Genomic DNA, 11,848 nt, shown 5'->3' on the forward strand with positions numbered 1-11,848 from the left:
ATCTTATTGAGAGTTGTATAAATAGAGTTGTTATCGAGATCTCATTTCTTCAATAACTCGCTCTTTCGAAAACCACTGCGTTCCTTTGCTGTCAGAGAACGCCATAAAGTCTGCACTACGCTGTGCAAAAATACCGTTTTCTACTACACCAGCAATCGCGCAAAGTTGTTGCTCCAACGCCTTGGGTTGTGAAAGGTCCAATCCAGAAACATCTAAAATAATGTTGCCGTTATCTGTCACACAACCGTCACGCTGAGCTGGGTTCCCACCAAGGCTCTGCAAGACATTGAATACCGCTTTTCGAGCCGCAGGTAACACCTCGATAGGCAACGGAAACTGACCTAATTGTGTGACCAATCGACCGCTGTCTGCGATAGTAATAAACGTCATCGCCAATGTAGCAAGCACCTTCTCTCTTGCTAGTGCCGCGCCGCCACCTTTCACCGCCACCCCGTTATCCAACCCTTCATCGATACCATCGATATAAAAGTCCACACGCTCACAATCAGAGATCGCGATCTCTTGTAAGCCTGCCTTTTGAATCGCCTTGCTCGAACGCTCAGAACTCGATACACAGTGGGCAAACTCAGCCTCACTTTGCTTCAATAACTCAACAAACACTTCCACCGTTGCCCCGGTACCAATACCAATCACGCAGCTAGGCGTAAGCGTTTTTAGCACGTGGTCTAAGGCGACTTTCGCCGCCTTAGTACGCAGGCAATCTTGGCTCGTGTTTTCAATAAAACATTGCACCAACCCCATATTATTTCTCCAGAATCGCTTTGGCTTTCGCCACGACGTTTTCAACCGTGAAACCAAACATCTTAAACAATTGCTCAGCAGGCGCTGATTCACCAAAGCTCGTCATTCCTACGATGTCACCTTGCAAACCAACGTACTTAAACCAGTAATCTTTGATACCCGCTTCAATCGCAACACGCTTAACAACGTGGCTTGGCAACACCTGTTGCTTGTACTCAGCACTCTGCGCATCAAACACGTCGGTAGCCGGCATAGACACAACGCGGCATCTCACCTCCGTCAATTGTGTTTTCGCTTCCATGGCTAGGGCCACTTCAGAGCCGGTCGCAATCAGGATAAGTTCAGGTTCACCTTCACAATCGGAAAGGATATAGCCCCCTTTCGCCACATTGGCGAGCGTGGTTTCATCACGTTCAAATTGAACCAGGTTTTGGCGAGAGAAAATCAGCGACGTTGGGCCATCAAAACGTTCAATAGCGGATATCCATGCTACGGCCGTTTCTACTTGGTCACACGGACGCCAGGTACTCATATTCGGTGTCAGACGCAGTGACGCGATCTGCTCGACCGGTTGATGCGTTGGACCATCTTCACCCAAACCAATAGAATCGTGGGTGTAAACGAAGATGCTGCGCTGCTTCATTAGCGCCGCCATGCGGAGTGCGTTACGGGCGTATTCCACAAACATCAGGAAGGTTCCGCCGTAAGGGATAAATCCACCGTGCAGCGCTATACCATTCATCATGGCTGACATAGCGAATTCGCGGACGCCATAACTGAGGTAGTTACCTGACGCATCTTTTGCACTGATTGCTTTCGATCCCGTCCAATTGGTTAGGTTCGACGGTGTTAAGTCAGCGGAGCCGCCAAGAAACTCTGGCAGCATTGGACCAAACGCTTCAATGGTATTTTGAGAGGCTTTGCGACTCGCAATCGTTTGTGGATTCGCCTGCAAGGTTTTAACAAAATCTTGGCTATGCGCCTGCCAGTTTTCTGGCAATTCGTTTTGGCTACGACGACTAAATTCAGCGGCGAGCTCTGGGTAGGCTTGTTGGTACGCTTCAAAACGCGTATCCCAGTCTGCTTCTACTACAGCACCTTTCTCTTTGCCGTCCCATGCTTGATAAATGTCTTGTGGGATTTCAAATGCTGGATGTTCCCAACCTAGGTTCGAACGTACCAAGGCCACTTCGTCTGCGCCTAAAGGAGAACCATGACAGTCGTGACTGCCTGACTTGTTTGGCGAGCCAAAACCTATCACGGTTTTACAACAAATTAGCGTTGGCTTATCGGTGACCGCTTTTGCTTCCGTGATCGCTCGATGGATATCGTCGGCGTTATGGCCGTCCACATCCGAGATAACGTGCCAGCCGTACGCGTCAAAACGTTTTGGCGTATCGTCTGAGAACCAACCCTCAACGTCACCATCAATAGAGATACCGTTATCATCCCAAAATGCCACAAGCTTACCTAAGCCAAGCGTTCCAGCCAATGAACAGGCTTCGTGAGAGATCCCTTCCATCATGCAGCCATCGCCCATGAATACGTAGGTATGGTGGTCAACAATATCGTGGCCTTCGCGGTTGAACTGCTCCGCAAGGACTTTCTCGGCTAACGCCATGCCTACGCCGTTGGTGATACCTTGCCCAAGTGGGCCTGTGGTCGTTTCAATACCGGGTGCATAGCCATACTCTGGATGACCTGCCGTTTTACTGTGCAACTGGCGGAAGGATTTGATGTCATCCATTGATAATTCATAACCAGAAAGATGCAGCAGGCTATAGATCAGCATTGAACCGTGACCGTTAGACAGAATAAACCGGTCGCGATCGGTCCAGTTGGGATTACTTGGGTTATGCTTTCGAAAGTCGCGCCAAAGTACCTCGGCAATGTCCGCCATACCCATTGGTGCGCCCGGATGACCTGAAGCCGCTTTTTGCACTGCATCCATACTCAATACGCGAATAGTGTCTGCTAATTTAGAACGTGAAATCATCATGCTTCTCCTACAGACGCGCGTCGATCATGGCTTCTAGTTTGCCTTGGTCGACAGCAAAGTTACGGATACCTTCAGACAATTTCTCTGTGGCCATTGGGTCCTGATTCATTTCCCAGCGGAACTGGGCTTCTGTCATCATGACTACCGGTGCGGGTTGGATTGCATCGCGTTCAGCAAACAACTGACATTCCACGTGACCTTCTTGTGCGGCAAGTTGGTCTAGAATGGCGGGGCCAATCGTTAATCGGTCACAACCTGCGAGCGCCAATACTTCACCAGCACTGCGGAAGCTTGCACCCATCACAACGGTGTTGTAGCCATGATCTTTGTAGTAGTTGTAGATTTCAGAAACCGAAACCACACCTGGGTCTTCATTTGGTAGATAGTCTTTCTTGTCGGTATTGGTTTTGAACCAATCAAGGATACGACCCACAAAAGGTGAAATAAGGAAGACACCCGCTTCTGCACACGCTTTTGCTTGAGCGAAGTTAAACAGCAAGGTTAGGTTGCAATTGATGCCTTCTTTTTCCAGCTCTTTCGCCGCGCACACGCCTTCCCATGTGGAGGCCAGTTTGATCAGAATACGGTCGTTCCTGATACCTGCTTCGTTGTACATTCCAATCAGCTTTCGTGCTTTAGCAAGGCTCGCATCTTTATCAAATGACATGCGCGCATCTACTTCTGTAGAGATACGGCCAGGGACGGTTTTTAGAATTTCTAAGCCGATATTGACGGCCAATTTATCGCCCGCATCAATAATCTGCATTGCTTTATCGCTGCTTTGCGCTTTTGCCCACGTTACCGCGTCGACAATTAAGCGGTCATATTGAGGCATCTCTGCAGCTTTAAGGACAAGCGAAGGATTTGTTGTAGCGTCTTCTGGTTGAAACGCCGCAATGGCATCGATGTCGCCGGTATCGGCAACAACGGTGGTGTACTTTTTCAATTGCTCTAATTTATTCATCGTTATTTCTCAGTAAGTTTATTAATCAGTTCCGGTAACGTTTGCTCATTCATCGAACTCAGCACCACGTTGGCTAGCGAGACATCGAGGTGACGAGTGAGTAGATTGGTTACGGCAACGGTTGGTATTCCTGCGGTTCGAGCCGCCTTTACTCCGGGTGGAGAATCTTCAAATGCGATGGCTTGATGGGCAGAAACACCCAATTTATTGAGTGCAGCTAGGTACACATCTGGTTGAGGCTTACGCCTTGTCAGTGCAATCTCTTCCGCACCAACAAAACAGTCAAAATAATGAACAAGGTTGAGACGAGTTAGAATTGGCAAATAGTGCTCTGAACTCGAGCTCGTCGCTAAAGCGACTTTGAACGCCTTTGATTTGGCGAAATCCAAATACTCTCGAACACTGTCACGTTCAGACATATTTTCGACAAGCCGATACGCTTTGGCGTATAACAACTTATCAATTTCATCATTCGTGAGCGTTTCACCAGAGACTTGGCGATATTGCTGGTAGAGATAAGTTGCTGGCATAGCGTTTCCAACTAGGCCAGCAATCTTAATTTGCGACACTTCAACACCGTATGGCTTCATCAAAGCTTCCCAAGCTCTGAACATACAGGTTTCGGTATCGACTAGAAGGCCATCGAAATCAAATATCAATGCTTGTACATCACCTACAATGAATTCCTCTCTTTCCAATTCCATTGTTGCGGTGCACGAGTTATCAATATTTTTTTCCATAATTTTGCCTTCTTTGTTGTTTCTATTAACGTTTCGTCTTTGAGCTAACATTGAGTCTTTTAACTTATATGTCAGCTGCACCACGAATATTATCTATGCCAAACTTGCACGTAGAATCTTCTTCATCTCTTCACCACTGGTCAGCGGTAAATCGAAACAAAACGCAGGTTCTAATGCTTTGACGTCATCTTCTGTCACACCTATCTGAGTCAAATTAGACTCAAGTCCAATGCGGTCTAAAAACGTTACCAAATGTGCGGCAAGCGATTGCGCCTTTTCTTCAGTGCTTCCCATAGCACCAAATAACTCAGCCACTTGCGCGTAACGTTCTGGCTGTTTACACCATTGAAGTTGAACATAAGCTGGGTAAACCACCGCGAGCGTTAGCCCATGCGGCAGATTAGTTTTACTACTACCAAGGATTTCACCCAGTGGATGAGGCGCCCCCGCGCCGCCATTCGCTAAGGCAATGCCACCTAAGGTGTCGGCTTTCGCTAACTGGCAACGACCATTAAGGTCTGCGCCGTTATCGACAACATTCGGTAGGTTTTCTACCACTAATTTCATCGCCTCTAGCGCCATTCCATCCACAAATGGAGATGGTCGAGTGCCAGTAAACGATTCAAAGGCATGTGAAAAGGCATCAAAACCCGTCATTGCTGTCATGCGCGGTGGCAGAGTCAGCATAAGTTCAGGATCTATCAACGCTTCACATGGGTAGAACTCTGGGTGGAACAAGGTCAGTTTTGCGTGCTGTTCTAGATCCGTGATCACAGCAGCATGCGTGACCTGAGAACCTGTCCCAGACGTGGTTGGTACCGCAATCAAAGGCAGCGTTTTGGCTGGTAATGCCTCAATTTCACCAAATGGCGAGTCATAAGTGGCAAACCAATCAGCCCAGTTCAATGACTCTGCTTTAATGGTTGCAGAAATTATTTTTGCTGTATCAATAGAAGAACCACCCCCGATAGCCAAAACCACATCGCAATTTGCTGTTACCGCTAACAAGCGGCCACGTTCAACGACGGTTGTTGGAGGGTTAGGCACGACACCATCAAAATGAGTAATGTCGATACCTTGCTCTTCCAACAGCGTAAAAATACGTTCGTAGGCAGGCTTTACTGCTTCAAAAATTGGTTCTGACACCACGAGGCAGCGAGTACCATATCGAGCAACAAGCTGACCAATTTTTTGAATTTCTCCCGCACCAAACGTCAGTTTTGTCGGTTGATAGTGTTGAAACTGTGTCATGGTTAATTCCTTGGTAAGGGTGCTAAGCTAGTCAATATTTAGGGGGTAGCTCAGCACTGGCAACGAAACGGTTTACGCTTCTTATTTCTTATCTTCTAACTGGTCAATCGCCGCACGGAAATCACGAACACCGGCTGTGATGCCATCTTTGTGACCGAAGATATTTGTTGATGCCACCATCGCGTCGATATCTTCATTTAGTAGCAATTCGATATTGTGGTTACGGATGCCGCCATCCACACACAATTCGCAATTAGGGTTGCGTTCGTTGATAAGCTCACGAGCTTCACGAATCATCGCAATAGCAGACTCACGCCATAACCACTCGTCATCGTTGTCGTTGATACCGTGGATAACAATGTGTAGACGATCCAAGTAATAGATAGATTCTTTAACGAATGAAACTGGCGTTAGAGCACCAACCGTTAGACCGAATTTCATGTTCAAGTCTTTACAGTATTTGATGATGTAGCACAGTGGTGCGCCGATGAAATGTTCTGCAGGAAGGATAAGCATGTCTGCACCCGCTGCCGCGATTTTCTCTATGAATAGACGGTCGCAATCTTTGAAATAACCATGCACTTCAATTGGCTTATCAGTGTAAGGACGAATGCCTTCAACGATCTGATGTCCACCCATAAGTTGCAGGTTTTTCAGGTCATGCATATCCGCCGCATCACAGTGGATATAATCGGCACCAGCATCAGACACTTCTTTTACAACATCAGCGATATGACCGTAATCAACGTGAGCAAGACCCGCTGCAATTTTAACTTTTTTCATGATTTTTCCTTAATAACTAAATGAGTGTTGGTGTTTATGTTGACCTTCTTGCACGGTTAAGCGCAGGTACTGGCCAATTCCACAACCGTTGTTGTTGGTGACAATAAGATTTGCTAACCCTTTCAATGCAGGGCTAGCGTTTTCCATTGCAACTGGTTCTCCGACTAAACGGAACATAGAGGCATCGTTGTCTCCATCCCCAAAAGCAATGGTGTTGTGAGTTGGGATATTTTGGGTGATTAACCACTGTTCAAGCGCGAAACCTTTGGTTGCGGTTAATGACGTAATATCGAGTTTGTTCGGTGCAGACAGATCCGCCTGACAACGAGTTTGCAAAGCGTCGCGTAATTGATTAAGCGCCCCTTTATCCTGGCTAGAAACCAACACTTTATAGACATCGCCTACTTGAGCTATTAGCTCGGCAACGTTAGGCACAATGCTCACCGTTAAATCGGTGTAAATGGTCTTGGCCTTGTGCTCTAAACTTGTTGTGTGGTTTGACGTTTGCTGAGCGAACACACCATTGCTTGAGTAAATGGTGAAATCAAAATGGCTGTCGTTAAGTAAACCAAGTAGCTCTGTGACAAAACCTGTATCGATAGATTGTTGGTTCGATACCTGCTTGGTTTTCGGGTCATAAAGGTAAGCGCCATTGCAACAGATTATCGGAAGGGACAATTTGAGCTGTTCAACATAGGGCATCATCAACTCGTGCGGTCTGCCACTCGCCAAACTAACCTTGTAACCATTATTAAGCGCAAGAGCGATGGCCTCTTTATTCATCGCACAAATCTGGTCGTCATCACTTAACAGTGTTCCATCCAAATCAATAATAACGGCTTGATACTTCATATTGGCCTCCATGACCTCTCGTGACGCAAAGCAACTATAAAGGGTCAAGTTAGGTCATGTAAAGTCACTTGTGACGCTTTATGACCAAAATAATGCGTTAGATCACAATTAAACGTCAAATAAAGTCAAAATAGAATTTAATTTGCTCAAAACTTCATATTCGGTCAAAATAGGTCAACACCAAATTAGGATTAAAACAATGAATGAAGCTCAGCGTCATAGAAGGTTATTAGATCACTTAGACAGTCATACCTTTATGACGACGGGTGAATACGTAAGAATGTTGGATATCTCATTATCTACAGCACGCAGAGACATCACTAAACTAGGTGAAGAAGGCAAACTAAAGAAGATTCGTAATGGTGCAGAGAGCATAAACAGCAATGCTGCGGAATCGGCCACCCATGCACCAAATAGCTTTATTCCAAGCGAACCGGATATAGAAGAGTATTCCGCGAAAAACCGCATCGCAAAAGCAGCCGCGAACATGTGTGATGAGCATGACAGCATTATTGTGAGTGGTAGTAACACGACATTCCTAATGGGCGAGCACTTACTGCACCGCGATGTTCAAGTTATCACTAACTTTATGCCGTTGGCCTATCAATTGATCAGCCAAGACCATCAAAGTGTCATCATATTGGGTGGGCAATACCTGCCAGAGCGTCAGATTACTATTTCTCCTGATGAGAAAGCCGCCGATGACCACAAAAGCCGCTTCGTCTTCTTTACCGGCTCTGGAATCACCACCGCTGGTATTCACACCTCTGACCTATTAGTTTACATGGCCGAGAAAAAACTCCTTGAATACGGTGCCAAACTGGTTGCCATGGTAGACAGCACTAAGGTGGGCAAACACGGAGGCAAACTTCTTGCAGCAGCACAACAGCTTGATACCCTGATCACCGACAGCGACGCAGATTCAGATGTGCTTGATAGTTTGAGAGGCCAAGGGGTGAACATTATCGTGGTGTAGTGCTGTGGTTTTTGGAGTCGGTTTCTTGAAAACTGAACAACTGATCATTAGCCGTTATTCGTTGAGAACTGAAAGTTGGGATGCGCGTTAGGTTTTACACAACGCATTCCCATCCCCTTCAAAGCGTCAATACCAACTCGTATTGTCTATAGTCAGATTAAAGACGAAACCGCTCTTCCCCTCTTTAGTGTTAATGCTTCTATTTACGGGTATTCACCCCACCTCTATACAAAATGATTTTTAATAAAGCTTCTTGATACATAGATAAACATACCCGTGAAAATGATAAATCCAATAGTTAACATAAACCCGATAGGCAGCCCTTGCGTGGCATTCTCTACACTCTGAAAAATCCAATGCGTAGGAAAGATACCGAAAAGATGCTTAAGTTTTTCAGGCACAAAAAAAGCGCAAACAGGCAAAAGAACCAGCATATTGAAGGCTTTGATGTAAATCATTCCCTGCATTCGATTTTGAGCAATTGAATTAATCGACAACGCATAAACGGGTACAACTAACGCGGCAAGCATAGATATTAATACGTTGTCACTGAATTCAATGTCAAAGAAAGGCTGTACCATAAATAAAACCACATTCAAGAGCAGCGTAATTAAATAAGGAATAAGGAATCGAGAAACAATATATTCAAACTTAGAGAGAGGTACGACACCATATACCTTAGCAACATCATTCTCCTTTTCGTCTATCAAAACCATCGTGCTGATAAAGGAAAACGCCTGTGTATTCTCGATGACGGCAATAATTAAAAATAGGTTCAAATAGGTCACTAAGAAATCATATCTTTCGACTAAAGCAGGTACCCCCCACACGATCAAAACAAATAGGAATATAGGTAACAACAACATCCCTTTCAAAGATTTATCTCGAAAAATAATTTTGAAGTCAGTGATTGAAAGTTTTAGTACTTTGTTCATTGATACACCACCTTTTTACTGAACTGTTTAAATGCCAACCAATAAAGCAACGGCACCATCACAAGGACAGAAACATATGCGCCCCAATAGTTAATGTCTGTTCCACTAATTGCGGTGTCTATTAAGTCCAAACTCCCTTGAATAGGAAATAGATATTTAATAAAACCCATATCGACAACACCCAAATATTGCAAGAGTGGAACATTAATGAAGGTTACAAATACAGGGATTGATAGCATTCCAAACTTGATGAACTCATTGGCGAATGTGAGCATAAAAATGCCTAACAAAGTAGAGAGCACACATATTCCCATCGTACCGATAATGAAGGGCAACATATCAAAATCCACACCTTTTACGGTTATAGCTAAGCCCAAAGAACAGACAAGTCCGATAGTTGAAATGGCAACAGTTTTAGACAAAAGATAGGTATGCATATTTAAAGGTGTGATGAATATTGCGGGCAATATTTGATGCTTAATCTCTGTGTAAATCGCCAATGCCACAAAAAAATACCCAATGACAGCAGGATCATTTAACACCAAAAACACAAGCAACATGTCTACACTGCCCATCTCTTTTAAAAGGTACAAAAGCACACCATAGATAAGCGTCACCGCGACGCTGATACCAATAATATTGTTTTTTTGTAGCAGTAAAAACTGCCATTTTAACTGCACTATAAATTTTTTCATATTAAAGTGATTTACCTGTTATACGGATAAAGACTTCTTCTAGCGTGGCTTCTTGCGTGTGAATTCGTTTGATTTCATCTTCCTTGATGAAGGCTGAAAACTCTTGATTCTCGCCCAAGTTCTTCAATGGAAACTCAACGGAATGACCATTGTTTAGTTCAACAATTACCGCTTCGCGTCCGTACTGTTTTTTAAGATTTTTAGGCGTATCCGTTACCTGTAGTTTCCCATCAACAATAAAGGAAACACGGTCACAAATTTGGTCTGCGGTTTCCATACTGTGGGTCGTTACAAAGATGGTTTTCCCTTCCGCCTTTAACGCTAAAATATGCTGTTTTATCCGGTGTGCATTAACAGGATCAAGCCCAGAAGTTGGTTCATCAAAAAACAGTATGTCTGGGTTATGCTGTATGGCCCGTATAAAATTTAGGCGCATTTTCATCCCTTTAGAATAGGCTTCAACGGGCTGATTAATTGCCTCTAGTAAGTCCACCATTTCAAAAAGGTCTTCTATACTTTTGGTTGGTTTTTTTTCATAAAAGGAGGAAAACAGGTTCAGGTTTTCTTTTCCTGTCAGCTTTAAATAATGGTTGGGTAATTCAAAACCGACCCCTATTTTCTCAAAGTAGGTATTATCCCAATCGGACAGGTTTTTTCCGTCTACCTTTGCCATGCCTTCATATTTTTGATAAGTTTTATACAGCAGTTTTTGCGCGGTACTTTTGCCTGCGCCTGATGGGCCTAAAAACCCAAAGACTTCGCCTTTTGCAATTGTAAAACTCAGCCCTTTCAACGTCGGGGTATCATTTTTTGGGTATTGAAATACCAAATCTTCTATCTGTATCATTCGTTTATTCTCGGTGTGGATTTATCAAATGATGGCTTTGTTAATCGAATATAATCATCCACCATTGTCATCAACTCGTCTTTTTTACCTTTATATACAGAGGTATTTTCTTCGATGCTTTTCTTCGGGTTAATGACCTCTGCAAATATCATATTCTCTTGAATGCTGGTACCCATTTTGTACAACATGAACGCCATGGTTTTAACCGGTATATCATCACGGAAAAGTCTCTGTTCTATTTCATGTTCAACCATCCCTTCAAAGGCGGATATGGATTGTTTAACCATGTCTTCGTACAAGTCTTTAATTGACGGTGAATTAAGGTTGCTGATGAGATTAAACAGAAAATGGCTTTGCAAAGGATTTTCATTATCGAATTGAACCCCATGCTCATATAGCGAGCGGAAATAATGCCAAAAGTCGGGGTAATCGGTTCGTGATATGGAGCCTACATATTTTATTTTGGTGGCACCACATTCACCAATAAGATAAAGGAACAGATCCAGTTTTGTTTCAAAATATTGGTAAATACTGCCCTTCGCGATGCCTAGCTGTTTTACCACAACGGTTAAAGAAGCTTCATCAAAAGGTTTGGTCGCAAACTCTCTTAAAAAAGCATCGGTTATCTGTTTTTTCTTGGCTTCATTTAGGTTTAAAAACGTCTTCTTTGGCATTAGAAACTCTATTTATGACTGCATGGTCATAAATTATCACGCAACAATATGACTGGCAAGTCATATTTAGTTGATGAATGAATGTGAGGCGGGAAAAACAGCTAATGTGTCATCGATAAAGTGGACAAAATAAAATAAATTTGCAGCAAAATTCTTATAGAAGGGACAGAACACTTGAGAGTGCAAGGGGCAATACTGTAGTGATCTCGCAGTGTGGGAATGTAGAATGTAGCAATTAAGAACCGCAATGCGCGTTAGGTTTTAAGCAAGGTATCCCGATGATACCCAAGGTAGGGTTTGTGTTCACGCATAATACGAAACGTCATGTCATCCCTTAGCCCAATCACTTCTGGTGTTTCTAGGTAGCTGG

12 protein-coding genes are annotated in these 11,848 nt (G+C 44.1%); 1 reads left to right on the top strand and 11 read right to left on the bottom strand.

Going from position 1 to position 11,848, the window contains the following annotated elements:
• Positions 1–30: 30 nt before the first annotated feature.
• The 7 genes from rpiA to AACW90_RS15720 form a co-directional block, all read right to left on the bottom strand.
• Positions 31–762, bottom strand: coding sequence for a ribose-5-phosphate isomerase RpiA (gene rpiA / locus AACW90_RS15690; RefSeq protein WP_390236209.1), 732 nt, complete (start codon positions 760–762; stop codon positions 31–33).
• A 1-nt stretch (position 763) separates the two neighbouring features.
• Complete coding sequence (gene tkt / locus AACW90_RS15695) at positions 764–2,758, bottom strand: transketolase (RefSeq protein WP_390236335.1); 1,995 nt, start codon at positions 2,756–2,758, stop codon at positions 764–766.
• Between the two features lie 10 nt (positions 2,759–2,768).
• Positions 2,769–3,725, bottom strand: coding sequence for a transaldolase (tal, locus tag AACW90_RS15700; protein ID WP_390236211.1), 957 nt, complete (start codon positions 3,723–3,725; stop codon positions 2,769–2,771).
• Between the two features lie 2 nt (positions 3,726–3,727).
• On the bottom strand, positions 3,728–4,465 hold the full coding sequence (locus tag AACW90_RS15705) for an HAD family hydrolase (protein WP_390236214.1): 738 nt from the start codon (positions 4,463–4,465) through the stop codon (positions 3,728–3,730).
• Between the two features lie 93 nt (positions 4,466–4,558).
• Positions 4,559–5,716 (bottom strand): iron-containing alcohol dehydrogenase, encoded by a 1,158-nt coding sequence (locus AACW90_RS15710; protein WP_390236216.1) that lies wholly within the window; start codon positions 5,714–5,716, stop codon positions 4,559–4,561.
• An 81-nt stretch (positions 5,717–5,797) separates the two neighbouring features.
• Positions 5,798–6,499: a ribulose-phosphate 3-epimerase gene (locus AACW90_RS15715; RefSeq protein ID WP_195703517.1), complete on the bottom strand. Its 702-nt coding sequence runs from the start codon at positions 6,497–6,499 to the stop codon at positions 5,798–5,800.
• A 9-nt stretch (positions 6,500–6,508) separates the two neighbouring features.
• Positions 6,509–7,351: a Cof-type HAD-IIB family hydrolase gene (locus AACW90_RS15720; RefSeq protein WP_390236220.1), complete on the bottom strand. Its 843-nt coding sequence runs from the start codon at positions 7,349–7,351 to the stop codon at positions 6,509–6,511.
• A 199-nt stretch (positions 7,352–7,550) separates the two neighbouring features.
• Between AACW90_RS15720 and ulaR the strand changes: the two genes are divergently transcribed.
• The gene (gene ulaR / locus AACW90_RS15725) at positions 7,551–8,327 is read left to right on the top strand and encodes an HTH-type transcriptional regulator UlaR (protein ID WP_390236223.1); all 777 of its coding nucleotides are present in this window, start codon (positions 7,551–7,553) and stop codon (positions 8,325–8,327) included.
• A gap of 224 nt (positions 8,328–8,551) precedes the next feature.
• Here the strand turns inward: ulaR and AACW90_RS15730 are convergent, their stop codons facing one another.
• The 4 genes from AACW90_RS15730 to AACW90_RS15745 are packed head-to-tail and all read right to left on the bottom strand — an operon-like array spanning position 8,552 to position 11,478.
• Positions 8,552–9,262 (bottom strand): Rv2686c family ABC transporter permease subunit, encoded by a 711-nt coding sequence (locus AACW90_RS15730; protein WP_390236226.1) that lies wholly within the window; start codon positions 9,260–9,262, stop codon positions 8,552–8,554.
• On the bottom strand, positions 9,259–9,957 hold the full coding sequence (locus AACW90_RS15735; protein ID WP_390236228.1) for a fluoroquinolone export ABC transporter permease subunit: 699 nt from the start codon (positions 9,955–9,957) through the stop codon (positions 9,259–9,261). The genes AACW90_RS15730 and AACW90_RS15735 overlap by 4 nt, the downstream gene beginning before the upstream one ends.
• 1 nt (position 9,958) lies before the next feature.
• Positions 9,959–10,804: an ABC transporter ATP-binding protein gene (locus tag AACW90_RS15740; RefSeq protein ID WP_390236230.1), complete on the bottom strand. Its 846-nt coding sequence runs from the start codon at positions 10,802–10,804 to the stop codon at positions 9,959–9,961.
• Positions 10,801–11,478, bottom strand: a complete 678-nt coding sequence (locus AACW90_RS15745) for a TetR/AcrR family transcriptional regulator (protein ID WP_390236232.1) — start codon at positions 11,476–11,478, stop codon at positions 10,801–10,803. The genes AACW90_RS15740 and AACW90_RS15745 overlap by 4 nt, the downstream gene beginning before the upstream one ends.
• Between the last annotated feature and the right edge of the window lie 370 nt (positions 11,479–11,848).

This window comes from Vibrio frigidus, assembly GCF_042465995.1.
Lineage (GTDB): Bacteria > Pseudomonadota > Gammaproteobacteria > Enterobacterales > Vibrionaceae > Vibrio.

Excerpts from the sequence above, each read along its gene's own strand:
- rpiA (WP_390236209.1), bottom strand. The coding sequence starts at position 762 with ATGGGGTTGGTGCAATGTTTTATTGAAAACACGAGCCAAGATTGCCTG.
- tkt (WP_390236335.1), bottom strand. The coding sequence starts at position 2,758 with ATGATTTCACGTTCTAAATTAGCAGACACTATTCGCGTATTGAGTATG.
- tal (WP_390236211.1), bottom strand. The coding sequence starts at position 3,725 with ATGAATAAATTAGAGCAATTGAAAAAGTACACCACCGTTGTTGCCGAT.
- AACW90_RS15705 (WP_390236214.1), bottom strand. The coding sequence starts at position 4,465 with ATGGAAAAAAATATTGATAACTCGTGCACCGCAACAATGGAATTGGAA.
- AACW90_RS15710 (WP_390236216.1), bottom strand. The coding sequence starts at position 5,716 with ATGACACAGTTTCAACACTATCAACCGACAAAACTGACGTTTGGTGCG.
- AACW90_RS15715 (WP_195703517.1), bottom strand. The coding sequence starts at position 6,499 with ATGAAAAAAGTTAAAATTGCAGCGGGTCTTGCTCACGTTGATTACGGT.
- AACW90_RS15720 (WP_390236220.1), bottom strand. The coding sequence starts at position 7,351 with ATGAAGTATCAAGCCGTTATTATTGATTTGGATGGAACACTGTTAAGT.
- ulaR (WP_390236223.1), top strand. The coding sequence starts at position 7,551 with ATGAATGAAGCTCAGCGTCATAGAAGGTTATTAGATCACTTAGACAGT.
- AACW90_RS15730 (WP_390236226.1), bottom strand. The coding sequence starts at position 9,262 with ATGAACAAAGTACTAAAACTTTCAATCACTGACTTCAAAATTATTTTT.
- AACW90_RS15735 (WP_390236228.1), bottom strand. The coding sequence starts at position 9,957 with ATGAAAAAATTTATAGTGCAGTTAAAATGGCAGTTTTTACTGCTACAA.
- AACW90_RS15740 (WP_390236230.1), bottom strand. The coding sequence starts at position 10,804 with ATGATACAGATAGAAGATTTGGTATTTCAATACCCAAAAAATGATACC.
- AACW90_RS15745 (WP_390236232.1), bottom strand. The coding sequence starts at position 11,478 with ATGCCAAAGAAGACGTTTTTAAACCTAAATGAAGCCAAGAAAAAACAG.